Origin of the sequence: Streptomyces sp. NPDC087422 (assembly GCF_044744145.1) — a bacterium.
GTDB lineage: Bacteria > Actinomycetota > Actinomycetes > Streptomycetales > Streptomycetaceae > Actinacidiphila.
The window spans coordinates 684,390-706,947 of record NZ_JBIUXT010000001.1 but is presented as its reverse complement, the minus strand read 5'-3'; the positions used below and the strand labels follow the sequence as shown (position 1 = coordinate 706,947).

Below are 22,558 nucleotides of genomic sequence, written 5' to 3'. Positions count from 1 at the left end.
TCTCAGATACGGCTTGACGTTCCCCTGGATCTCTCGGTGCGGCGCCCGACCGATTGAGGACCAGACCCCGTGCTCAGCCTGACCGTCATCGCCGTCGTCTTCGGCGTGATCTTCCTTGCCGAACTCCCCGACAAGACCGCGCTCGCCGGGCTCATGCTCGGCACCCGCTACCGCGCCTCGTACGTCTTCGTGGGCGTCGCCGCCGCCTTCGTCGTCCACGTCGCCCTCGCCATCGCCGCGGGCAGCCTGCTCACCCTGCTGCCGCACCGCTGGGTCCAGGGCGTGGTCGGACTGCTCTTCCTCGGCGGCGCGGCCATGCTGCTCTTCTCCAAGGGCGACGACGAGGAGGAGGTGCGCGAGCCCGCCAACCAGAGCTTCTGGAAGGTCTCGGGCACCGGCTTCATGCTCATCCTGGTCGCCGAATTCGGTGACCTGACGCAGATCATGACCGCCAACCTCGCCGCCCGCTACGACGACCCGGTCTCGGTCGGCATCGGCGCCGTCCTCGGCCTGTGGGCGGTCGCGGCCCTGGGCATCTTCGGCGGGCGGCTGCTCATGAAGCGGGTGCCGCTGGCGCTGATCACGAAGATCGCGGCAGCTGTGATGGTGGTGCTCGCCGGATTCAGCCTGTACGAGGCCGCCGCGGGCTGACGTTCCGCGGGGCCGTACGGCACGGCGGGCCGGACCCTGAAGAGGGTCCGGCCCGTTCGTTCTCACGCGTCCACGTACGGCCTTACGGCTCGCGCGTGCGTCTCATGCGGGCGTCTCGGCTGTACGTTGCGTCCGTACGACGCGTCCGTACGTCTCAGTCGACGACGATACGGAGGCCGCCGTCCGCGACGGCCTCGACCCGCACCCGCTCCAGTGAGTCGACGTGCGCGGTGGGCGCGTGGACCGCGGCGCGCGGGCCGACGCCGATCACGCGCATTCCGGCGGCCCGCGCCGCCGCGATGCCGACCTCGGCGTCCTCGAACACCACGCAGTCCTCGGGCGCGAAGCCCAGCTCCGCCGCGCCCTTCAGAAAGCCCTCGGGGTCCGGCTTGCTCGCGCTCACCCGCTCCGCGGTCACCATGACGGGCGGCAGCGGCAGGCCCGCGGCGGCCATCCTGGTCGTGGCCAGTTCCTCGCTCGCCGAGGTCACCAGCGCGTGCGGGCGGCCGTCGAGCGAGGCCAGGAAGGCGGTGGCACCGGGCACCTGCACGACACCGTCGGTGTCGGCGGTCTCCTCGGCGAGCATCAGCGCGTTCTCCGCGTAGTTCTCTGCCATCGGGCGGTCGGGGAGCAGGACGGCCATCGTCGCGTGGCCCTGGCGGCCGTGCACGACCTTCAGCACCGCGTCGGCGTCCAGGCCGTGGCGGCCGGCCCAGGCGCGCCAGCAGCGCTCCACGACGGCGTCCGAATTCACCAGCGTTCCGTCCATGTCCAGCAGCAGGGCTTTCGCGGAGAGGACGGGCATGTTCTGGGGCTCCTCGGCACATCGGTGATCAACGGCAACGTGGTTCCGCCCGCCGGTCAGGGAAGCGGGCGGAACCACTTTGTTCCCTCACGGTACAAAAGTGGGGCGCTCAGCGCCAGTCCCCCTGGTCCACGTACTGCAACAGGCCCCATGTGAAGTGCGCGACCACCCTCGCGCCGCCGCCGGGCGGTGTCAGCGCCACGCGGGTACGGCTCGGCGCGTCCGGCGGCAGCGGTTCCGCGGGCGGGAAGGCCCTGGCCGCGTCGTCCACCGTGCACGACCACGGCGTCAGGTCGGCCACCTCCCGCAGCCTTGGCGCGGGCGCTTCCGGGGCCCGTACCAGCCACTCGTTCCACACCGCCGAGCCGCCGCCCGGTGCGCACAGCACCTCGAATCTCAGGTCCGGCCACAGGGGCGTCGGCCAGCGCAGGGCCCGGCACGTCAGGTCGCCGATCCGCCGCTCCTCCTCCGTCTCCGGAGGGCCCAGCGCCGTCCTGTACCTCCGCTCACCGGTCGGGAACGTGCGCGAGTGGACTCTCGCCTGCCACCTCTTGTGCGCCTCGCGCGCCTGGGCGTGTGTCGCTCCCAGCGACCGGAGCGCCTCGTCCACCAATTCCGGTTGGTGGTCCGCCATTCTTCGCAGCAGCACCAGCTGGAACTCCGCGACCCCGAACGCTTGTGTGACCATCCCTCGACCCTAGAACCTCCACCCCCCGGCGGGGCGCCGCCCTCGCCCGCCCGGCCAGCCCTCACCGGCCGGTGGTCCGGGGACAACCGGTCTGCCCCGCCGGGGCGGGTGGTGAGGTGCGGGAGCGTCGTGGCTGGCGGCGCAGTTCCCCGCGCCCCTTAAAGGATCGGCTTGCCGTCCGGGCGAAAGGGGGTGGGCCCCGTCAGGGGCGCGGGGAACGGCGCGGGTAACCCACCACCGGCCGGTGGTCCGGGGACAACCGGTCTGCCCCGCCGGGGCGGGTGGTGAGGTGCGGGAGCGTCGTGGCTGGTGGCGCAGTTCCCCGCGCCCCTAAAAACCAGGTCCTCCCGCCGCCTGGGCGGAAGTGGGTGTGCCCCGTTAGGGGCGCGGGGAACGGCGCGGGTAACCCACCACCGGCCGGTGGTCCGGGGATTACCGGTCTGCCCCGCTGGGGCGGGTGGTGAGGTGCGGGAGCGTCGTGGCTGAGCGCGCCCACGCGGCGGCAGCCGCAGATTAAACACAGCCCCGCGCCCCTTGAAAGATCGGCTCGCCGCCTGGGCGAAAGTGGGTGCGCCCCTTTAGGGGCGCGGGGAACGGCGCGGCCAGCCCCCACCGGCCGGTGGTCCGGGGATTACCGGTCTGCCCCGCTGGGGCGGGTGGTGAGGTGCGGGAGCGTCGGGGCGGAGCCCGGGGTCTTGCGGGGGCGCCCACGCTTCGGAAAGCGGCGCTAGCTGGTTTGGTGTTCGAGGGTGGTGCGGGTTTGGGGGCCGTAGACGCCGATGGGGTCGCCGCGGACGCCGTACCAGATCTGGAACATGGCGACGGCCTCGCGAACCCCTTGGTCGTAGGAGCCGTTGACGTGGCCGTGGTAGACCCACACGTCGCGGAGCCGCTGCTGGAGATCGGAGACGGCGGCGCCGGTGTCGCCGAGCTGGAGGATCTTGGAGGCGGGGGAGGTCGGGGTGACGGGGGGCGTGGTGGGGGCCGGGTCGGCCGGTGCGGTGGGGGCGGACGGCGTGGAGCCGGTGGTGGCGGGCGCGGCGGGGGCCGACGGCGTGGAGCCGGTGGCGGCGGGAGCCGTCGTAGAAGGGGACGGCGGCGCCATGGCGGTCTCGGGCACCACCGGCGCGGCGGAGGTCGTGGTCGGCGCGGGCGTGTGGCGCGGGGCGCCGACGGCCACGGTGCCCACGACGGCGGTGGACTCCGTCGGCAGCTCGACGTCCGGCATCGAGGACGTCCGGTCCGGCGGCAGCGCCCGGTCGGTGCGCGGCTCGTCGCCCATGACCTGTCCGGTGACGGCGACGGCGCCCGCGGCCAGCGCGGAGGCGGCGACCGCGGCCGCGGCCACCACCAGGCCCCGTCTGCGGCGCCGGTGCCTGCCCCGGTCCTGGTACAGCCCCGTCCCGGCCGCCGCCCCGGCGAACGCGGCCGGGGTCCCGGCCTCGGCGTCCCCCCGCGGCGCGTACTCCACGCCGGAGTACAGCGCGGCGAACAGCCCGACATCGGCGGTCTCGGGACCGCCGTCGCCGGGCGCCAGCAGCGGCCGTACGGTCGTCTCGCCCGCCTCGCCGTCCGGCTCGGCGACGTAGGGGCGCATCCGCAGCGGGTGGAAGCCCTCGGTGGCGGCGAGCGCGGCGGCCCGCGCGGCGGAACGCTCCGCCGCCCGCGTCTCCCCGCCCTCGTCCTGCTCGCCGGGGAGGCCGGGCGGGCCCGGCTCGGCCGAGTCGTCCCAGGTGACCAGGGCTCCCGGCGGCACCAGCTCGCTCGGCGGCGGCGTCGGCCGCGGGGCGGTCACCTCGGGCGAAGCGTGCGGCACCCCGGGCACGACCGGTATCCCCGCCGAGGACGCCTCGGCGTCCACCTCGCGGGCAGCGTCCGGCTGCGGCGCCACTGGTTCCCCTCCCGGCCGTCGTTCGCATTTCGCATATTCGCAAAGACGTGCCGATTATGCCGACCTCCGGCGGCGAGCGCAGCCCGCTGACCGCACAAGTGGGCGAGTATCGGAGGCCAAAGTCGTACAAATGGTGGGAATATAAGGTTCCGACCGTCGGGGGATGACGCGAGGAGCCGTTCCATGGCCCAGGACACCACGACCGCCGCGGGCCCGGCGGCGGCAGAGCCGGGGCAGCACCAGGACAAGCGAGCGGTGCGGATCGCGATCAGCGCCCTGGCGCTCGGCATGCTGCTGGCCGCCCTCGACCAGACCATCGTGTCCACCGCGCTGCCCACGATCGTCAGCGAACTGGGCGGCATCGACCACCTGTCGTGGGTGGTGACGGCCTATCTGCTGGCGTCGACCGCGGCCACCCCGCTGTGGGGCAAGCTCGGCGACATGTACGGCAGGAAGCGGCTCTTCCAGACCGTCATCGTGATCTTCCTGATTGGTTCCGTGCTCTGCGGAATCGCCCAGAACATGGGCGAGTTGATCGCCTTCCGGGCCCTCCAGGGCCTGGGCGGCGGCGGGTTGATCGTGCTGTCGATGGCCATCGTCGGCGACATCGTGCCGCCGCGCGACCGCGGTCGCTACCAGGGCGTGTTCGGCGGGGTGTTCGGCGCGGCGAGCGTCCTCGGGCCGCTGCTGGGCGGGGTGTTCACCGAGCAGCTCTCCTGGCGCTGGGTGTTCTACATCAACCTCCCCATCGGGATCATCGCGCTCGCCGTGATCGCCGCGGTGCTGCACATCCCGGTCCGCCGTACGGCCCACCGGATCGACTACCTCGGCATGGCGGTGATCGCCGCCGCGGCGACCTGCCTGGTGCTGATGACCTCGCTCGGCGGCACCACATGGGCGTGGAGTTCGGCCGGGATCATCGGCCTCGCGGTCGCCGGAGTCGTCCTCATCGCGCTGTTCGTGGCGATCGAGCGCCGTGCGCAGGAGCCGGTGCTGCCGCCGAAGCTGTTCCGCAACCGTACGTTCCTGCTCTGCTCGGTGATCTCCTTCATCATCGGCTTCGCGATGTTCGGCGCGATGACGTTCCTGCCGACCTTCCTCCAGGTCGTGCACGGCTTCTCGCCCACGCTGTCCGGCGTGCACATGATCCCGATGGTGATCGGCATGCTGCTGTCGTCCACGGTGTCGGGACAGATCGTCAGCCGCACCGGCCACTACAAGGTCTTCCCGATCGCGGGCACCGGCGTCATCGCCGTCGGACTCGTCCTGCTGCACACCCTGGACGAGACGACCAGCACCTGGGTGATGAGCCTGTACTTCCTGGTCTTCGGCCTCGGTCTCGGCCTGGTGATGCAGGTGCTGGTGCTGGCCGTGCAGAACGCCGTCGGGTACGAGGACCTGGGCTCGGCCACCTCGGGCGCCACCTTCTTCCGCTCCATCGGCGCGTCCTTCGGCGTCTCGCTGTTCGGCACGATCTTCGCCAACCGCCTTTCCGACGAGCTGACATCGGCCTTCGCGGGCAAGTCGCTGCCCGCCGGGGTCAATCCGGCGCAGTTCCAGGCCGACCCGACGGCGGTCGGCAAGCTGCCCGCGGCCGTCAAGGGGCCCGTGCTGCACGCGTATTCGAACTCGATCACCACCGTCTTCCTGTGGGCGGTGCCGATCGTGCTGGTCGGCTTCCTGCTGGCGTGGCTGCTCAAGGAGCAGCCGCTGCGGGGCACGGTGACCGTGCCGGACGCCAGCGAGACGCTCGGCACCAACCCGGTGGAGCGGTCCTCGCTCGACGAGATCGCCCGCTGCCTTTCGCTGCTCGGCAGCCGGGAAGCCCGCCGCGACCTCTACACCCGGATCACCGGTCTGGCCGGGCTCGACATCCACCCCGCCACGAGCTGGCTGCTGTTGCGGCTGGCCCACGACGGCGAGGGCGACCCGGTCGAGCTGGCCGCCCGTACCACCGTGCCCGCCGAGGTCATCGAGGCGGCGGCCGACGAGTCGCTGTCCCGCGGCTTCGCCGTACGCGACGGCGGTCCGCTGGTCCTCACCGCGTCCGGACACGCGCTGGCCGGACGCCTGACCGAGGCGCGGCGCACGGTCCTCGCCGATCTGCTCGGCGACTGGGACCCGGCCGCCCACGCCGACCTGGCCGCCCTGGTCACGAAGCTGAGCGGCGAACTGTGCGGCGGCGACGGGGACCGCCCCGAGGGCCGTACGCGGCACCAGCCGGCGGCCGGCGGTACGCCTCCGGCCTGAGGGTTCGAGCCCGTCGTCCTGAAGCCGTCCGTTTGCGGTGCCTGGCAGTGGCAAGCCGAGCAGGGAGAGAACGTCACTGTCTGACGACCCGTAGGAACGGGAGGCACGCCATGTCCACCGGAGCGACTGTAGCCATCGTCGTAGTGGCGCTGATTGTCCTGGCGCTGATCGCGACCCTGGTGATGAGGGGCGACGGTACGGGAGGTGTGGGTTCGGGAGCGCGGCTGAAGCATCGCTTCGGACCCGAGTACGACCGCGTGCTCGAACGGCACGACGGCGATGTGAAGGCCACCCGGGCGGAACTCGCCGAGCGGGTCAAGCGCCACGGCGACCTCGAACTGCGACCCGTCTCCGAGCAGGAGCGGGAGCGGTACACCGCCGCTTGGACCGCGCTCCAGGCGCGGTTCGTGGACGAGCCCGTCGCGGCGGTCGGCCAGGCCGACGCGCTGATCGGCGAGATCGCCGCCGACCGGGGCTTCCCGGCCGCGCGGGAGCCGGAGCACTTCGACGCGCTGTCCGTCCACCACCCGCACGCGGTGCACGGTTACCGCCAGGCCCACACGCTGGTCGACTCCGTAGGGGCCCCCGGTTCCGCGGCGCCGCAGAAGCGGCAGTCCACGGAAGACCTGCGCAAGGCGCTGCTGGGCGCGCGAGGGCTCTTCGACGAGCTGATGACCGAGAGCGCGCGCGGAACGAAGAACACCACGGAGCGGGCGGACGAGGCCGACGAGCCCGTCGTGGAGCACGACGCCGCGGCCGACGAGGACGCGAAGGCGGGCGGTCGGCGCGGTGCGCTCGGCGGCCGGTTCGCGGCCCTTAGCGGCGGGCGGCGGGAGCACGACGACGCGGACGAACGTCTGTGACGTTCGGCTGGGCGCCGCTCGACCCCCCAAGCGGGGTGCACCACCCTGCGCCGGCCGGACGAGTCGGCTCAGCAGGACCACGGACAGGGAGATGAAGCGATGAGTGACCGCGACACCGAGAAGACCGGTACCGACCGGGCCGAGGCCGAGAAGACCGAGGCGGAGAAGGCCGCGGCCGGCACCGACAGGAACGGCACGGACCGCAGCAGCGCGGACCGGACCGGCACGGAGCGCAACGGCACGGACAGGATCGGGTCCGGCAAGACCCGGACGACCACGTACGGGACCGGGAGCGGGACCGGCACTGGGACCGGGTCCGAGTCCGAGGCCGACAAGGCCGAGACCGGCACCGGGAGCCGGGCCGCCTCCAAGGCGTCGTCCGGGACCGACCGGCCCGGCAGACTGGACAGGTCCGAGTTCTCCGAACAGCGGGAGAAGGAGCCCGAAGCGGCTTCCTCCACCGGCTCGGGCACGTCGGCCCGTTGGACCTCGGGGGCCTCCAAGTCCTCCGAGACCGCTGAGGCCGCCGAGACCGCTGAGGCTGCCGGGACCTCCGGGTCCGACACCGGGCGGGCGACGACCGGCACGGGTACGGGTACCAGCGCGAGCACGTCCGTACCGGCGCCGCGTACGCCCGCCGAGTCGACGACCGGGACCACCGCGACCGAGCCGGAGGCCGAGCGCACGTCCGGTCCCGGCACCGGGACCTCGGCGTTCGCCACCAAGCCCGGCACCGCCTCCGAGACGGAGACCACGGCCACGCGTACGGACACGTCCACGCCCGCGTCCATACGTACGGACACCTCCACGCCTGAGTCCGCACGTACGGACACGTCCGCGCACACGGACACGTCCACGACCGCGACGGACAGCACGTCCGGTGCGGCCGACGGCGGGGCCGAGGAAGTGGACCGGCTGAGCCGGCGGATGGACCGCGCGGTCGGCGGCTTCGTGGACGACCCGAAGCGCGCCGTGCGCGAGGCGGACGCCGTACTGGACGAGGCCGCGGCGCGGCTGACCCGGTTGCTGGAGGAGCGGCGCACCGCGCTGCGCGGGTCGTGGCACGGTGACGACGGAAGCGACGGCACCGGGACCGAGGAGTTGCGGATCGCGCTCACCAAGTACCGCGACATGACACGGCAGTTGCTGACGACCGGCATCTGACGCCGGAGCCGGAGCCGGAGCCGGAGCCGGAGCCGGACCGGACCGCGCGCGGGCGCAGGCGCGCGGCCGACGGCTGACGACAGCGGACGGACGGGGGCTCTCACCTACGGTGAGGGCCCCCGTAGTCGACTCGCAGTTCCTTGACCCCGTTGATCCACGCCGAGCGCAGCCGCCGCGGGTCGCCGAGCAGCCGGATGTCCGGCAGATTGTCGGCGATGGCGTTGAACATCAGGTTGATCTCCAGCTTGGCGAGATTCGCGCCGAGGCAGTAGTGCGGGCCCCCGCCGCCGTACCCGAGGTGCGGGTTGGGATCGCGCAGGATGTCGAACGTGCCCGGGTCGTCGAAGACTTCTGGGTCGTTGTTGGCGGAGGAGTAGAACATCCCCACCCGGTCGCCCGCCTTGATCTTCGCGCCGCCGAGTTCGGTGTCCCGGGTGGCGGTGCGCTGGAAGGACACGATCGGGGTCGCCCAGCGGACGATCTCGTCCGATGTCGTGTCCGGGCGCCGCTCCTTGAACAGCTCCCACTGCTCGGGGTGGGTCAGGAACGCGTGCATGCCGTGGGTGATGGCGTTGCGCGTCGTCTCGTTGCCCGCGACGGTCAGCACGAGCACGAAGAAGCCGAACTCGTCGGAGGTCAGGCTGCCTTCGTCGGACGCGGCGACGAGTTTGCTGACGATGTCGGCGGCCGGGCACTGCTTGCGGGCGGCGGCCATGTTCATCGCGTAGGAGATCAGCTCCATCGCCGACTCGGCGCCGATCTCCTCGGTGATGGCGAGTTCCGGGTCGTCGTACGCGGCCATCTTGTTCGACCAGTCGAAGAGCTTGAGCCGGTCGTCCTGCGGCACGCCGATGAGTTCGGCGATGGCCTGGAGCGGGAGTTCGCACGCGACGTCGGTGACGAAGTTCCCCCGGCCCGCCTCCGCCGCGCCGGTCACGATCCGCTGGGCGCGGGCCCGCAGCGCGTCCTCCAGGGCCCGTATCGCCCGCGGGGTGAAGCCGCGCTGGACGATCTGCCGCAGCCGGGTGTGCTCGGGCGGGTCCATGTTGAGCATGATGAAGCGCTGCACGTCGATCTGGTCGCGGCTGATCCGGTCGTTGAAGCGGATGATCGCGGTGTTGGTGTACGAGGAGAAGACCTCCGGGTTGGTCGACACCGCCTTGACGTCCGCGTGCCGGGTCACCACCCAGTAGCCGTCGTCTCCGAAACCCGCGGTGTTGTGCGGCTGGGCGTTCCACCACACCGGGGCGGTCCGCCGGAGTTCGGCCAGTTCCGGGAGGGGGACGCGGTCCTGGTAGACGTCCGGATCGGTGAAGTCGAAGCCTTCGGGAAGCGCGGGACAGGGCATCGGCACTCCAGGTCTGACGTGTCATAAGTTGTCTGACGGTCCATCAGATATATGACCGAAGGTAGTAACGAGTTCCACAAGTCGCAAGGGCCGCGGGCGTGTGGATCGCGTACGGGAACGACGTGGGCCGTGCGCGACTCTTGCGCGCGCCGTACCGCGGGTAATAAGACTGCGGGAAGAACTAGAACGCGTACTAGTTTAGTTGAGAAGAGGACGAGCTTCATGGCCGCTGAACCCGTCATCGTCGAAGCCGTACGCACCCCGATCGGCAAGCGCGGCGGCGCGCTCGCCAACCTCCACCCCGCCTATCTGCTCGGCGAGACCTACCGCGAACTGCTCGGCCGCACCGGCATCCAGGCCGACGCCGTCGAGCAGATCGTCGGCGGCACCGTCACCCACGCCGGGGAACAGTCCATGAACCCCGCGCGCAACGCCTGGCTCGCCGTCGGCCTGCCCTACGAGACCGCCGCGACCACCGTCGACTGCCAGTGCGGGTCCTCGCAGCAGGCCAACCACATGGTGGCCAACATGGTCGCCGCGGGCGTCATCGACATCGGCATCGGCTGCGGAGTCGAGGCCATGTCGCGGGTGCCGCTGGGCAGCGGTTCCAAGCACGGGCCCGGCAAGCCGTTCCCCGACGAGTGGAACGTCGACCTGCCCAACCAGTTCGAGGCCGCCGAACGGATCGCCCGCCGCCGCGGACTCACCCGCGAGCACGTCGACCGGCTCGGCCTCATCTCGCAGGAACGCGCCGCCCGCGCCTGGGCCGAGGAGCGCTTCAAGCGCGAGACCTTCGCCGTCCAGGTGCCCACCACCGAGGACGAGCAGCACGCCGGGCTCGGCATGTGGCGGCTGGTCGACCGCGACCAGGGCCCGCGCGACACCACCATGGACGGGCTCGCCGGGCTCAAGCCCGTCATGCCCACCGCCGTCCACACCGCGGGGAACTCCTCGCAGATCTCCGACGGCGCCTCCGCCGTGATGTGGGCCTCCAAGAAGATGGCCCGCGCCCTGCACCTGCGCCCCCGCGCCCGGATCGTCGCCCAGGCCCTGGTCGGCTCCGACCCGCACTTCCACCTCGACGGACCCGTCGACGCCACTCGCGCCGTCCTCGGCAAGGCCGGGATGACGCTGCGGGACATCGACGTCGTCGAGATCAACGAAGCCTTCGCCTCCGTCGTCCTGTCCTGGGCCCAGGTCTTCGACCAGGACCTCGAAAAGGTCAACGTCAACGGCGGCGCCATCGCGCTCGGCCACCCCGTCGGCGCCACCGGCGCCCGGCTGATCACCACCGCGCTGCACGAACTGGAGCGCGCCGACAAGGAGTTCGCCCTGATCACGATGTGCGCGGGCGGCGCGCTCGCCACGGGCACGATCATCCAGCGGCTGTGAAGCACCGCCCGGACGAGCCCCGCGCGGGAGTCAGCGCTGCCTGCGGCCCTTGCGGCCGCTGAGCAGGAAGCCCACGCCGACGCTCGCGACGAAGAAGATGCTGACGATCAGCCACGTACTGGTGCCCGCCGATCCGCCGTCCTTCTTCGTGTCGCCGGTCGGGCTGGGCGAGGCCGTCGCGCTCGCCGCCGTCACGCGCGACCGCGTGTCGGGCGACGCGGCGACGGCGGACGGCGCCGCCGTCAGGGCGGCCAGTGCCAGGACGGCGACGGTGGCCACGGTGGTGGCGCGGCGGCGCAGGAGCATGAGGAACACCCTAACGTCCCGGTGCCGCGCTATACGGCCCGGTACGTCACCGGGTCGGACCCCGGCACGGGCTCGGCGCGCCCCGCCTTGGTCAGCCGCCGCAGATGCGCCTCGGTCTCGGAGACGGCGATGGTCCGCGAGGACGCGGGGATGCGCGACCAGGGACGGTTCCAGGGCAGCGCCTCGGCGAGCTGCCAGGGGGTGCGGGGGCCGGGGGTGATGAGGGCGAGGAGCTCGGCCAGGCGCGCGGCGTGGTGCTCCAGGAGTTCGCCGACCCGGCCGGCCGCGCCCGCGAAGGCGTACTGGTGCGCCGGGAGCACCTGGGCGGGGGCCAGGCGGGCGATGCGTTCGAGCGAGTCGAGGTAGTCGCCGAGCGGGTCGGTCTCGACGACGGCGTCCGGGTCCTCGTACAGGCCGATGTGCGGCGAGATCTCCGGCAGGAGGTGGTCACCGGAGAACAGCCGGCGGCTCTCCTCCAGATACAGGCAGACGTGCCCCGGCGTGTGTCCTGGCGTCCACACCGCGCGCAGCCGGCGGCCCGCCAGCGGCAGCGGCTCGCCGGGGACGATCTCGCGGTCCGGCAGCGCGGGCGGCCGTCCCGGCAGCGCCTGCCCGCCGTACTCGCGCAGCGGCGCCAGGTGCTCCTCGGGCGCGCCCGCCGCCGCCAGCCGCGCCAGCAGGTACTCCACCCACACACCCGGCTCGGCCTCCCGCGTGCGCCGCACCACGTCGATGTCGGCCGCGTGCATCGCGATCCACGCCCCCGACGCCTCCCGCACCCGCGCGCTCAGCCCGTGGTGGTCCGGATGGTGGTGCGTCACCAGCACCCCCAGGACGTCACCCACCGACGTGCCCGCCTCCCGCAGCCCGCGCTCCAGCGCCGCGAACGAGTCCGGATGGTCCCACCCGCTGTCCACCAGCACCGGCCCGTCGTCGGTGTCGAGCAGGTGCACCAGCGTGTACCCGAGCGGGTTGTCGGGAATCGGCACCGGCACGCTCCACACCCCGCCGCCGTGGTCGACCACCCGACCCCGCTCCTGCCGCCGGCCAGCCGTGCCGTGGTCCGCCATGGGATGGCTCCTCTCCGGCCGCCGCCGGGCGTGCCGCGTCCATTGCCCACTATAACGAGAACTGGTATCAGTTCTGACTGAGCGTCAGAAATGGTTCGAGCGGAGACAGCGAGAGCGGCGGAGGCGACAGCGATGAACGATCCCGGTCCTGGTTCCGACTTCATCGAGCACGGAAAGCTGTTCATCGGAGGGGCGTTCGTCGATCCGGCGGGGGACGGGGGGACGATCGAGGTCGTGTCGCCGCACACGGAGCGGGTGTTCGGACGGGTGCCGCACGCGTCGCGGGCGGATGTGGACCGGGCGGTGGCGGCGGCCCGCACCGCGTTCGACGAAGGGCCCTGGCCCCGCTCGACGTTGGCGGAACGGATCGAGGTCGTCGGCCGGATCAAGGACGCCGTCCTGGTCAGGCACGAGGAGATAGCCCGGCTGATCAGCCGGGAGAACGGCTCCCCGGTCTCCTGGAGCGTCCTGGCCCAGGCGCTCGGCGCGATGATGGTCTGGGACGCCGCGATCACCGTGGCGCGCGACTTCCGTTACGAGGAGCGGCGGGCCGGAGCGCTCGGGCCGATCCTGGTACGGCGCGAGCCGGTCGGCGTCGTCGCGGCCGTGGTGCCGTGGAACGTACCGCAGTTCACGGCGGCGGCGAAGCTCGGGCCCGCGCTGCTCGCCGGGTGCACGGCGGTGCTCAAGCCGTCGCCGGAGTCGCCGCTCGACGCGTATCTGCTGGCGGAGATCGCGCGGGAGGCCGGGCTGCCGGACGGGGTGCTGAACATCGTGCCCGCCGGACGCGAGGTCAGCGAGTACCTGGTCGGCCACCCCGGCGTGGACAAGGTGTCGTTCACCGGCTCGGTCGCGGCGGGCAAGCGGGTGATGGAGGTGGCCGCGCGCCATCTCACGCGCGTGACACTGGAGTTGGGCGGCAAGTCGGCGGCCGTGATCCTGCCGGACGCGGACCTGACGGCGGCCGTCGCGGGGATCGTGCCCAACGCGTGGATGAACAACGGCCAGGCGTGCGTGGCCCAGACCCGCGTCCTGGCCCCCCGTACCCACTACGACGAGATCGCCGAGCGGCTGGCGGCGGCGGCCTCCGCGCTGGTGGTCGGCGACCCGCTGGACCCGGCCACCGAGGTCGGCCCGCTGGTCGCGGAACGCCAGCGGCAGCGCTCCTTGGACTACATCGCGATCGGCCAGCGCGAGGGCGCCAAGGTGCTGACCGGCGGCGGCCGGCCGAGCGGCCTGGACACCGGCTGGTACGTCGAGCCGACGCTGTTCGGCGATGTCGCGCCGGGGATGCGGATCGCCCGCGAGGAGATCTTCGGCCCGGTGATCTGCCTGCTGCCGTACGACGACGAGGCCGACGCCGTACGCATCGCCAACGACTCCGACTACGGCCTGTCCGGCAGCGTGTGGACCTCCGACACCGAGCACGGCATCGACATCGCGCGCCAGGTGCGTACCGGCACGTACTCCGTCAACACCTTCAGCCTCGACATGCTCGGCCCCTTCGGCGGCTACAAGGACTCAGGTCTCGGGCGGGAGTTCGGGCCCGAGGGGTTCAGCGAGTACCTGGAGCACAAGATGATCCACCTCCCGGCCGACTACCCGGCCGCCCCGGCGCGGGAGGCCGCCGGGGCAGCGGGCACGGCGGGCGGCACCGACTGATGGGCGACCGCTGGCACGTGGACGTGGACCGCTCCGTCTGCATCGGCTCGGGACTGTGCGCGATCGGCGCCCCCGGCGCCTTCGTGCTGGGCGGCGTGCCCCGCCAGTCCCGCGCGGTGGAGGCGGAGGCGGACGCCTCGGAGGGCCTCCTCGCGGCGGCCGAGAGCTGCCCGGTGGAGGCCATCACCCTGACCGTGCAGGGGTCGGGAGAGCCGGTCTTCCCGCCGGAGGAGTGACCGGACGGACGGTGTGAACAGCCCGCCCGGCCGGAATCACCCGGCCGGGCTACCCGTCGTCACCCTTGCGGGCCGGGCCGGGCCGGGCCGGTCCGGACTGGGCCGGACCGGGCGCGGGGGCCCGGGGCCGTCCCCGCCTCACCCGCCGCGTTTGATGGCCCGCAGAAAGCGGGCCAGCGCGGTCGGCGTCGTACACAGCACGACCCCTGGGTCGTCGCTCTCGCGGAGCAGGACCGCGCCGCCGTCCTCGGCCAGCTCGACGCACTCGCCCTGTTCCTGCGAGTACGTGGACTTCTGCCAAACGAGCGGCGCGGGCGCGATCATCGGCGGGCCTTTCAGAGGTCTTGGGAGATGTCGCGGATGAAGTCCCGTGACCGGGACTGATCCAGCGCAACCTCCGCGAGAGTGTTGTAGAGCACGCGGTAATTGGACAGATGCGGTGCCGCGTGCAGAAAGCTGATGCCGTGTGCGGAGTCGATCTGAACGGTGTCGAGCGGCCGTACCGGACCGCTCGCGTAGAGCATCGCGTGGCCGGAACCTATGTGACCGTCCACCGCGAAGGGGATCACCCGCACGCTGATGTGCGGCAGATGGCTCAGCTCCTGGATGTGTTCGAGCTGGGCGCGCGCCACCTTCCCGCCGCCGAACCGCATACGCAGCGCGGCCTCGTGGATCAGCGCCTCGTACGGCGGCGCCGTCTCCCGGTAGAGCACTCCCGAACGCTCCATGCGCTGGGCCACCCGCGCCTCCAGCTCGTTGTCCGGCAACGGCGGGATGGCGTAGCCGAAGACCGTACGGGTGTAGTCCTCGGTCTGGAACACACCCGGAATGTGGGTGATCTGGATGGTACGGAGCCGGGTGGCGTGGTGTTCGAGCTCGGCGATGTCCAGCAGCCCGGCCGGTACGACGCCGCGGTAGGTCTCCCACCAGCCCTTGCGGCCCTGGCTGTTGGCCATGACCACGAGCGCGTCGATCAGCGCGGTGTCGCCGCACTCGTAGAACGCCGCGAGTCTGCGTAACCGCTCCTCGCTCACGCCGAGCCGCCCGGCCTCGATGTGGCTCACCTTCGCCGGGTCGGTGCCGAGCAGCCGCGCGGTGTCCCGCGCGGTGATCGCTGCGGCTTCCCGCATTTTCCGTAGCTCCGCACCGAGGCGCTCCTGGCGGGCGGTTGCGGTGCTTCTGAGCGGCATGGTGTCCCTTCTGAATGGTGGTTCCGAGTCTGCCGTTCCGCTCACGCGGGGTCCAGATCGTTTCTGGAAATTTCGGAGACAAGGTTGCAGTGGGGCATTATTGCCCCATATGCTGCGCGCGCTTACGCGCACGCGGACAGTCAACTCCCTTGAGGTGTAAGTGTGTTGACCGGGTATCCGGTTACCGGCGATCCCGCTCCGACGGTACGACGGGCGACGGGTCGGCGAGGGCCCGGTGAAGTTCCCGTGAAGGGGTCGTGGGGCCCCGGTCGCCGGGCGGTGGCGGCCGGACACGGTCGTGATCTTCACCCGCGATCTTCGCCCGTGACCCTTGGCCGTGATCTTCGCCCGTGACCCTCGGCCGGGAGCGCGCCGGGCCGCGCCCGCGCGGGCGCTACTCGGGGGACGTCAGGTCGATCAGACGGCAGACCGTCTGGATGTCGATCTTCACCTGGGCGATCGAGGCCCGGCCGGAGAGCCAGGTGACCAGCGCGGAGTGCCAGGTGTGCTCGATGACCCGGACGGCCGAGAGCTGCTCCGCCGTGGGGGGCGCGTCCAGGCCCATCGCGTCCAGGATGATCGCCGTGGTCAGCCGCGAGACGGTGTCGACCTCGGCGCTGACCGAACGGTCGGCGAAGGTGAGGGCGCGCACCATCGCGTCGGCCAGATGCGGCTCGCGCTGCATCGCGCGGAAGGCCCGCATCAAGGTCTCCGCGACCCGGTCGGCCGGCTCGGCCGCCACCGGGGGCCGCTTGCGCAGCGTCCCGTGCAACTGCCCGAGCTGGTCCTGCATGGTCGCGACCAGCAGATGGATTTTGGAGGGGAAGTAGCGGTAGAGCGTGCCGAGCGCGACGCCCGAGGTCTCGGCGACCTCCCGCATCTGCACGGCGTCGAAACCGCCCCGGCAGGCGAGCTGCGCGCTGGTGTGCAGGATGCGGCGGCGCCGGGCCTCCTGCCGCTCCGTCAGCGGCGGCGAGTGCGGCGCGGGGGAGTGCGACGGTACGCGCGGGAGCGGCGGGCTGGACGGCTTGGAGTCAGTGCTCATGTGTCCCATCCCGTGCCGTTCCCGTACCCGTTTGCGTGCCGGTCCGCGGGCCGGTCGGCCCGTGCCGCCGGTGTCCCGCGCTGCGTGCATGATGGCAGGGCGGGTGACGTGGTGCGAGTCACCCTCGGCCCGCACCGGGCCCCGCCCCCGGCGGCGTGATCCGACCGTCCGGCGGCCGGTGGACTGGCTTTCTGTACCATCAAGTCTGAAACTTGTTCTAGATTAGCGCGACAGCGGTTACGCTCCGGCTCAATCGCGACCGAGAAGGGGGCCGGAGTGACCTCACAGGCCAGGCCGCTGCGGATTGCCCTGCTCAGCTACAAGGGAAATCCCTTCTGCGGCGGCCAGGGCGTGTACGTCCGGCACCTGTCCCGCGAGCTGGCCGCGCTCGGCCACAGCGTCGAGGTGATCGGCGCGCAGCCCTACCCCGTGCTGGACGCGGTCGGCGAGGGCGTCACCCTCACCGAGCTGCCCAGCCTCGACCTGTACCGGCAGCCGGACCCGTTCCGCACCCCCAAGCGCGGCGAGTACCGCGACTGGGTCGACGCCCTCGAGGTCGCCACCATGTGGACCGGCGGCTTCCCTGAACCGCTCACTTTCAGCCTGCGTGCCCGGCGCCATCTCGCCGCCCGCCGCGCCGAGTTCGACGTCGTCCACGACAATCAGACGCTCGGCTACGGGCTGCTCGGCCTCGGCCTGCCGCTGGTCACCACGATCCACCACCCCATCACCGTGGACCGCCGCCTGGACCTGGCCGCGGCGCAGGGCTGGAAGCGACGGCTGTCGGTACGCCGCTGGTACGGCTTCACGCAGATGCAGAAGCGGGTGGCCCGCCGCCTGCCGTCCGTGGTGACCGTGTCCGGTTCCTCGCGCGACGAGATCATCGAGGACCTGGGCGTACGGCCGGACCGCATCCGCGCCGTCCCGATCGGCGCCGACGCCCGGCTCTTCTCGCCCGACCCCTCCGTGGCCGAGGTGCCCGGCCGGATCGTCACCACATCGAGCGCCGACGTGCCTCTCAAGGGCCTGGTCTTCCTGATCGAGGCGCTCGCCAAGGTGCGGGCGCAGCGGCCGTACGCCCATCTCGTCGTCGTCGGCAAACGGCCGGAGAAGGGGCCCGTGGCCGAGGCCATCGCCGACTTCGGCCTCGCGGACGCCGTCGAATTCGTCAAGGGCATCAGCGACGCCGAGCTGGTCGACCTGCTGCGCGGCGCCGAGGTCGCCTGCGTGCCGTCGCTCTACGAGGGCTTCTCCCTGCCCGCCGCCGAGGCGATGGCCACCGGCACCGCGCTGGTCGCCACCACCGGCGGCGCCATCCCCGAGGTCGCAGGGCCCGACGGCGAGACCTGCCTCGCCGTGCCCCCGGGCGACGCCGGTGCGCTTGCCGCTGGGCTTGAACGTGTCCTCGACGACGCCGGCCTTCGCAAGCGGCTCGCCGCCGCCGGCCGCGCCCGCGTCCTGGCCCACTTCACGTGGGAGCGGGCCGCCGAGGCGACGGTGGCCCTGTACCGCGAAGCGATCGCCTCCGCCCCGCGGGCTCGCGGGCCTGTGTCCGATGTGCGGCTGCCGCCGCGTGGGCGCGAGCAAGCCGCCACCGGGCCGGTGGTCGCGGAACCGACCGCGTCCGCCCCGCTGGGGCGGTCGGTGAGCCGCGGCGCCGCATCGGCCGAGCGCGCGGTGCCCCGCGCCCCTGAAGGGCGCGCCCTCGCGCAAGGTGAACGTATGGGGGACGTGCCCCCCGAGACCGAGTCCGGCCCGGTAGGGAGCAACCGCTGATGCTGACCGTCGACTTCACCCGTTTCCCGCTCGCCGCAGGCGACCGCGTGCTGGACCTCGGATGCGGGGCCGGGCGCCACGCCTTCGAGTGCTACCGGCGCGGAGCGCACGTGGTGGCGCTGGACAGGAACGGCGAGGAGATCCGCGAAGTCGCCCGCTGGTTCGCGGCGATGAAGGAGGAGGGCGAGGCGCCGGAGGGCGCGTCGGCGGTGGCGATGGAGGGCGACGCCCTCCAACTCCCCTTCCCCGACGAGAGCTTCGACGTCGTCATCATCTCCGAGGTGATGGAGCACATCCCCGACGACAAGGGCGTCCTCGCCGAGATGGTGCGGGTGCTGCGCCCCGGCGGCCGGATCGCGGTCACGGTGCCGCGCTACGGCCCGGAGAAGGTCTGCTGGGCGCTGTCGGACGCCTACCACGAGGTCGAGGGCGGCCACATCCGCATCTACAAGGCCGACGAACTGCTCGGCAGGATGCGGGAGGCGGGCCTGCGCCCGTACGGCACGCACCACGCGCACGGGCTGCACGCGCCGTACTGGTGGATCAAGTGCGCGGTCGGCGTGGACAACGACAAGGCGCTGCCGGTGAAGCTGTACCACAAGCTGCTGGTCTGGGACATCATGAAGAAACCGCTGGCCACAAGGGTCGCCGAACAGGCGCTCAACCCGCTGATCGGCAAGAGCTTCGTGGCCTACGCGACCAAGCCGCACCTGCCGGTGGACGCCGTCTCGCCGTCCGCGGACGACACCGACGTCACAGCCGCCCCGGGCGCCGCCAAGTGACGTATCCCAGCCGGAGGCCGGACCGCACGGAGCGGCTGGCGCTGCCCGGTGTGCTCACCGCCGAGCAGGCCGCGGAGACGGTGGACGCCGTCGCGGCGGTCCAGCGCGAGGACGGCGCGATCCCCTGGTTCCGCGGCCACCACCTCGACCCCTGGGACCACGTCGAGGCGGCGATGGCGCTGGACGCGGCGGGCGAGCACGAGCGCGCGCGGGCCGCGTACGACTGGCTGGCCAGGCACCAGAACGAGGACGGGTCCTGGTACGCCGCCTACCAGGACGGCGACCCGCAGCGGCCGACCGACCGCGGCCAGGAGTCCAACTTCTGCGCGTACGTGGCCGTCGGCGTGTGGCACCACTATCTGTCCACCGGGGACGACGCGTTCGTGGACCGGCTGTGGCCGACGGTCTACGCGGCGGTGGAGTTCGTGCTGGGGCTCCAGCAGCCCGGCGGCCAGATCGGCTGGAAGCGGGAGGCGGCCGAGCACGGCGGGGGAGTCGTCACCGACGCGCTGCTGACCGGGAGTTCATCGATCCACCAGGCGCTGCGCTGCGCGCTGGCCATCGCCGAGCACCGCGAAGAGCCGCAGCCGGACTGGGAGTTGGCGACCGGCGCGCTGGGGCACGCGATCCGCAGCCACCCGGAGCGGTTCCTGGACAAGAGCCGCTACTCCATGGACTGGTACTACCCGGTGCTGTCCGGCGCGCTGCGCGGGCCGCGCGCGCTGGAGCGGATCGAGGAGGGCTGGTCCCGCTTCGTGGTGCCGGGCCTCGGCGTCCGCTGCGTGGTGCCCAACCCGTGGGTGACCGGCGGCGAGACCGCCGAACTGGCCCTGGCGCTCTGGGCGGTGGGCGAGTCCGACCGCGCCGTACAGTTGCTGGCCGACATGCGGCACCTGCGCGCGGACGACGGCCTGTACTGGACGGGGTACGTCTACGACGACGACGCCGTCTGGCCGGTGGAGCGCACCGCGTGGACCGCCGCCGCCGTGCTGCTGGCGGTGGCCGCGCTCGGGGGGGACGAGGCGACCACCGCCGTATTCAGCGGGGAACGGCTGCCGGTCGGGCTGGAACCCGAGGCGTCCGGCAGGACGGGCTGCTGCTGAGACGCGTGCCGTACGTCAGGCGCGGTTGACCCGGCCTGCCACCGCGTGCGCGACCAGCAGGTAGACGGCTGCGGGCAGACCGTAGTTGAGCACGGTGCGCCACTTGGCGTTGTCCACCGTGAACAGGTCCTTCGACCAGCCCGCGAGCCAATTCGCCGAGTGATGGACCCAGTTGACCAGGTCGTTCGCCCGGTTGGCGTCGAACACGAAGAAGAAGATCCACAGGATCAGGATCAGTGCAGCGATGTCTGCGACGATGAGGATGATCGCCGCGGCGGGGTTACCGCCATACCGTCTGGCCATGACAACCGCATTGCCCGGCTCCGGCGATTGAAACTCCTTTCGATTCCGCGGTGACGGCGCGCCCTCGCGAAGCGTGAGGATCTGGCCAGAACTCCCGAGTGGCGGGCGGACCGGGGCCGGGTGATGCTGCCAAAGATCACGCACGCCCCGCACCCGTAGCCCGTATGCCACCCCGGAGGTCCCCGTGCCGACACGCATCCCGTTGCGCCGGACGATCGTCGCGCTCCTGCTCGCCGTCACCTTCTTCACGGCGACCGCCTGCGGCAAGTCCACGGACTCCATGTCGACCGGCAGTTCGGACCCGAGCGCGTCGCCGACCAGCACCGTCGAGAAGCAGAAGCTGGCCAAGACGCGCTTCGTCGCCAACGCGGGCCTCGCGGCCGGGGCCACGTACCAGTGGATCGTGAAGCCGTACAAGGCGGGCAAGTTCAAGAAGGGCGCGAGCGGCCGGACCTTCGCGCTGGTCAAGGCCGGTCTCGCGGGCACCTTCGCCTACAACAGGCTGAAGGCGGCGGCCGGGAACGCCAAGGCCGACCCCACGCTGAGCAAGGCGGTGGCACCGCTGACGGCGGGCATCGACGCGCTCAAGGACCTGCCGGCCAAGCTCCGCAAGGGCGACTCCGCCGACCAGGCGGCGAACAGCTTCGACGACGTGATCAACAAGGTCAAGGAAGCGGGCAAGAGCGCGGGGGCGGACGTCACCGACAACGTGCCGTCGCTCAAGGACATCGGCGGCTGAGGGCAGGGGCGGCTGAGGGCGGCGGCTCGGGGCAGGGGCGGCTCAGGGCGGCGGCTGAGGGCGGCGGCGACTCAGGACATCGTCGGCTGAGGGCGGCGGCGGCTCAGGACATCGTCGGCTGAGGGCGGCGGCGGCTCAGGACATCGTCGGCTGACGCGCTCGGAGCCCTCCGCCGGGCCGCCCGCTAGGCGTTCAGCTCCGCCAGCACCCGCAGCGTCTCCCGGTCGGGCGCGGTCACCAGCAGGTCGGTGACCGGGCCCGACCGCCAGGCCGCGAGCCGGTCGGCGATCCGTTCACGCGGCCCGACCAGCGAGATCTCGTCGGCGAAGGCGTCCGGCACGGCGTGCACCGCCTCCTCGCGGCGGCCCTCGGCGAAGAGCCGCTGAATCCGCCCGGCCTCCTCCTCGTACCCCATCCGGCCCATCAGCTCGGCGTGGAAATTACGGCCGCGCGCGCCCATGCCGCCGATGTAGAAGCCGAGCATCGCCTTGACCGGGAGCAGCCCGTCGGCCGGGTCCGCGCAGACCTGCGCGCGGACCAGCGGGGCGACCATGAAGTCCTTCGACGCCTCGCCGAGTGGCGCGTCGTAGGCGTCGGTACGGAACGGCGACCAGTACAGCGGCAGCCAGCCGTCGGCGATCCGTACCGTCTGGGCGATGTTCCTGGGACCTTCGGCGCCCAGCAGCACCGGCAGGGCGGCGCGCAGCGGGTGGGTGATGGGCTTCAGCGGGCGGCCGAGCCCGGTGCCGTCGGGACCGGCGTACGGCAGCGCGTGGAAACGGCCGTCCAGCCGTACCGGCGCCTCGCGGCGCAGCACCTGGCGGATCACGTCCACGTACTCGCGGGTCGCGGTCAGCGGGCTGCTCGGGAACGGGCGGCCGTACCAGCCCTCCACCACCTGCGGTCCCGACAGGCCGAGGCCGAGCAGCATCCGCCCGCCGGAGAGGTGGTCGAGGGTGAGCGCCTGCATCGCGGTGGCGGCGGGGGAGCGGGCCGCCATCTGCGCGATACCCGTGCCCAGCCTGATCCGGCTGGTGTGCGCGGCGATCCAGGTGAGCGGGGTGAAGGCGTCCGAGCCCCACGCCTCCGCGGTCCACACCGAGTCGTAGCCCAGCCGTTCCGCCTCCTGTGCCAGCCCCACATGGCCGGGGTCCGGGCCGCGGCCCCAGTAACCGAGCGCGAGTCCGAGCCGCATGAACGCCTCCTGGGGGCAAGTGATCTGACGGTGCGTCAGGAATAGTGGGAGGGTACGCGCGCCCGCCGCGGGCCGGAAGACCGGCGGCCGGGCGCGGGG

The 22,558-nt window shown here is 72.3% G+C and carries 22 protein-coding genes; 11 read left to right on the top strand and 11 right to left on the bottom strand.

The genetic code is table 11. From position 1 onward, the window contains the following. The first annotated feature begins 69 nt into the window (after positions 1 to 69). On the top strand, positions 70 to 651 hold the full coding sequence (locus tag ACIO6U_RS03335; protein ID WP_355349992.1) for a TMEM165/GDT1 family protein: 582 nt from the start codon (positions 70 to 72) through the stop codon (positions 649 to 651). 154 nt (positions 652 to 805) lie between these two features. Here the strand turns inward: ACIO6U_RS03335 and ACIO6U_RS03330 are convergent, their stop codons facing one another. From ACIO6U_RS03330 to ACIO6U_RS03320, 3 genes are all read right to left on the bottom strand, one after another. After that, a complete protein-coding gene (locus ACIO6U_RS03330) occupies positions 806 to 1,456 on the bottom strand; it encodes an HAD-IA family hydrolase (RefSeq protein WP_355349995.1) in 651 nt (216 codons plus the stop codon). A gap of 109 nt (positions 1,457 to 1,565) precedes the next feature. Further along, positions 1,566 to 2,144: a hypothetical protein gene (locus tag ACIO6U_RS03325; protein WP_355349998.1), complete on the bottom strand. Its 579-nt coding sequence runs from the start codon at positions 2,142 to 2,144 to the stop codon at positions 1,566 to 1,568. Between the two features lie 727 nt (positions 2,145 to 2,871). Further along, positions 2,872 to 4,035, bottom strand: a complete 1,164-nt coding sequence (locus tag ACIO6U_RS03320; RefSeq protein WP_401715222.1) for a peptidoglycan-binding protein — start codon at positions 4,033 to 4,035, stop codon at positions 2,872 to 2,874. Between the two features lie 183 nt (positions 4,036 to 4,218). On the opposite strand from ACIO6U_RS03320, the gene ACIO6U_RS03315 reads away from it, so the two are divergent. The 3 genes from ACIO6U_RS03315 to ACIO6U_RS03305 all read left to right on the top strand — a co-directional run bounded on the left by ACIO6U_RS03315 (position 4,219) and on the right by ACIO6U_RS03305 (position 8,312). Then, entirely contained in the window at positions 4,219 to 6,285 is a 2,067-nt protein-coding gene (locus ACIO6U_RS03315; protein ID WP_401715220.1) for a DHA2 family efflux MFS transporter permease subunit, read from the top strand. A 110-nt stretch (positions 6,286 to 6,395) separates the two neighbouring features. Next, positions 6,396 to 7,148, top strand: coding sequence for a hypothetical protein (locus ACIO6U_RS03310; protein ID WP_355345432.1), 753 nt, complete (start codon positions 6,396 to 6,398; stop codon positions 7,146 to 7,148). Between the two features lie 99 nt (positions 7,149 to 7,247). Further along, positions 7,248 to 8,312, top strand: coding sequence for a hypothetical protein (locus ACIO6U_RS03305; RefSeq protein WP_401715218.1), 1,065 nt, complete (start codon positions 7,248 to 7,250; stop codon positions 8,310 to 8,312). 100 nt (positions 8,313 to 8,412) lie between these two features. Here the strand turns inward: ACIO6U_RS03305 and ACIO6U_RS03300 are convergent, their stop codons facing one another. Then, the gene (locus ACIO6U_RS03300) at positions 8,413 to 9,660 is read right to left on the bottom strand and encodes a cytochrome P450 (RefSeq protein WP_391116527.1); all 1,248 of its coding nucleotides are present in this window, start codon (positions 9,658 to 9,660) and stop codon (positions 8,413 to 8,415) included. 222 nt (positions 9,661 to 9,882) lie between these two features. Here ACIO6U_RS03300 and ACIO6U_RS03295 point away from each other — a divergent pair, with 222 nt between their 5' ends. Continuing rightward, positions 9,883 to 11,052, top strand: a complete 1,170-nt coding sequence (locus ACIO6U_RS03295) for a steroid 3-ketoacyl-CoA thiolase (RefSeq protein ID WP_355345423.1) — start codon at positions 9,883 to 9,885, stop codon at positions 11,050 to 11,052. 30 nt (positions 11,053 to 11,082) lie between these two features. Here the strand turns inward: ACIO6U_RS03295 and ACIO6U_RS03290 are convergent, their stop codons facing one another. Then, a complete protein-coding gene (locus tag ACIO6U_RS03290) occupies positions 11,083 to 11,358 on the bottom strand; it encodes a hypothetical protein (protein ID WP_391047311.1) in 276 nt (91 codons plus the stop codon). Positions 11,359 to 11,387: 29 nt separating this feature from the next. Then, positions 11,388 to 12,428: an MBL fold metallo-hydrolase gene (locus tag ACIO6U_RS03285; protein ID WP_401715215.1), complete on the bottom strand. Its 1,041-nt coding sequence runs from the start codon at positions 12,426 to 12,428 to the stop codon at positions 11,388 to 11,390. Positions 12,429 to 12,560: 132 nt separating this feature from the next. Here ACIO6U_RS03285 and ACIO6U_RS03280 point away from each other — a divergent pair, with 132 nt between their 5' ends. Both ACIO6U_RS03280 and ACIO6U_RS03275 read left to right on the top strand, forming a co-directional pair. After that, positions 12,561 to 14,090, top strand: coding sequence for an aldehyde dehydrogenase (locus tag ACIO6U_RS03280; RefSeq protein WP_355345414.1), 1,530 nt, complete (start codon positions 12,561 to 12,563; stop codon positions 14,088 to 14,090). Further along, the gene (locus tag ACIO6U_RS03275; RefSeq protein WP_355345411.1) at positions 14,090 to 14,326 is read left to right on the top strand and encodes a ferredoxin; all 237 of its coding nucleotides are present in this window, start codon (positions 14,090 to 14,092) and stop codon (positions 14,324 to 14,326) included. Before ACIO6U_RS03280 ends, ACIO6U_RS03275 begins: the two co-directional genes overlap by 1 nt. A gap of 138 nt (positions 14,327 to 14,464) precedes the next feature. On the opposite strand, the gene ACIO6U_RS03270 is transcribed toward ACIO6U_RS03275, so the two are convergent. The 3 genes from ACIO6U_RS03270 to ACIO6U_RS03260 all read right to left on the bottom strand — a co-directional run bounded on the left by ACIO6U_RS03270 (position 14,465) and on the right by ACIO6U_RS03260 (position 16,561). Beyond that, complete coding sequence (locus ACIO6U_RS03270; RefSeq protein ID WP_188285067.1) at positions 14,465 to 14,650, bottom strand: DUF397 domain-containing protein; 186 nt, start codon at positions 14,648 to 14,650, stop codon at positions 14,465 to 14,467. A gap of 11 nt (positions 14,651 to 14,661) precedes the next feature. Continuing rightward, the gene (locus ACIO6U_RS03265; protein WP_188285066.1) at positions 14,662 to 15,516 is read right to left on the bottom strand and encodes a helix-turn-helix transcriptional regulator; all 855 of its coding nucleotides are present in this window, start codon (positions 15,514 to 15,516) and stop codon (positions 14,662 to 14,664) included. Positions 15,517 to 15,910: 394 nt separating this feature from the next. After that, a complete protein-coding gene (locus tag ACIO6U_RS03260) occupies positions 15,911 to 16,561 on the bottom strand; it encodes a TetR family transcriptional regulator (protein WP_188285065.1) in 651 nt (216 codons plus the stop codon). Positions 16,562 to 16,837: 276 nt separating this feature from the next. Here ACIO6U_RS03260 and ACIO6U_RS03255 point away from each other — a divergent pair, with 276 nt between their 5' ends. From ACIO6U_RS03255 to ACIO6U_RS03245, 3 genes are read left to right on the top strand one after another with little or no spacing between them, the layout of a single operon-like run. Continuing rightward, a complete protein-coding gene (locus ACIO6U_RS03255; protein WP_401715212.1) occupies positions 16,838 to 18,337 on the top strand; it encodes a glycosyltransferase family 4 protein in 1,500 nt (499 codons plus the stop codon). Continuing rightward, positions 18,337 to 19,119 carry a class I SAM-dependent methyltransferase gene (locus ACIO6U_RS03250; protein WP_355345403.1) on the top strand — a complete coding sequence of 261 codons (783 nt, stop codon included), beginning with the start codon at positions 18,337 to 18,339 and terminating at the stop codon, positions 19,117 to 19,119. Before ACIO6U_RS03255 ends, ACIO6U_RS03250 begins: the two co-directional genes overlap by 1 nt. Next, positions 19,116 to 20,222, top strand: a complete 1,107-nt coding sequence (locus tag ACIO6U_RS03245) for a prenyltransferase (protein WP_355345400.1) — start codon at positions 19,116 to 19,118, stop codon at positions 20,220 to 20,222. Before ACIO6U_RS03250 ends, ACIO6U_RS03245 begins: the two co-directional genes overlap by 4 nt. Positions 20,223 to 20,237: 15 nt before the next feature. On the opposite strand, the gene ACIO6U_RS03240 is transcribed toward ACIO6U_RS03245, so the two are convergent. Further along, the gene (locus ACIO6U_RS03240) at positions 20,238 to 20,525 is read right to left on the bottom strand and encodes a hypothetical protein (RefSeq protein ID WP_188285062.1); all 288 of its coding nucleotides are present in this window, start codon (positions 20,523 to 20,525) and stop codon (positions 20,238 to 20,240) included. 184 nt (positions 20,526 to 20,709) lie between these two features. On the opposite strand from ACIO6U_RS03240, the gene ACIO6U_RS03235 reads away from it, so the two are divergent. Continuing rightward, on the top strand, positions 20,710 to 21,264 hold the full coding sequence (locus ACIO6U_RS03235; protein ID WP_401304220.1) for a hypothetical protein: 555 nt from the start codon (positions 20,710 to 20,712) through the stop codon (positions 21,262 to 21,264). Between the two features lie 184 nt (positions 21,265 to 21,448). Here the strand turns inward: ACIO6U_RS03235 and ACIO6U_RS03230 are convergent, their stop codons facing one another. After that, entirely contained in the window at positions 21,449 to 22,459 is a 1,011-nt protein-coding gene (locus ACIO6U_RS03230; protein WP_355345394.1) for an LLM class F420-dependent oxidoreductase, read from the bottom strand. Positions 22,460 to 22,558 lie beyond the last annotated feature (99 nt).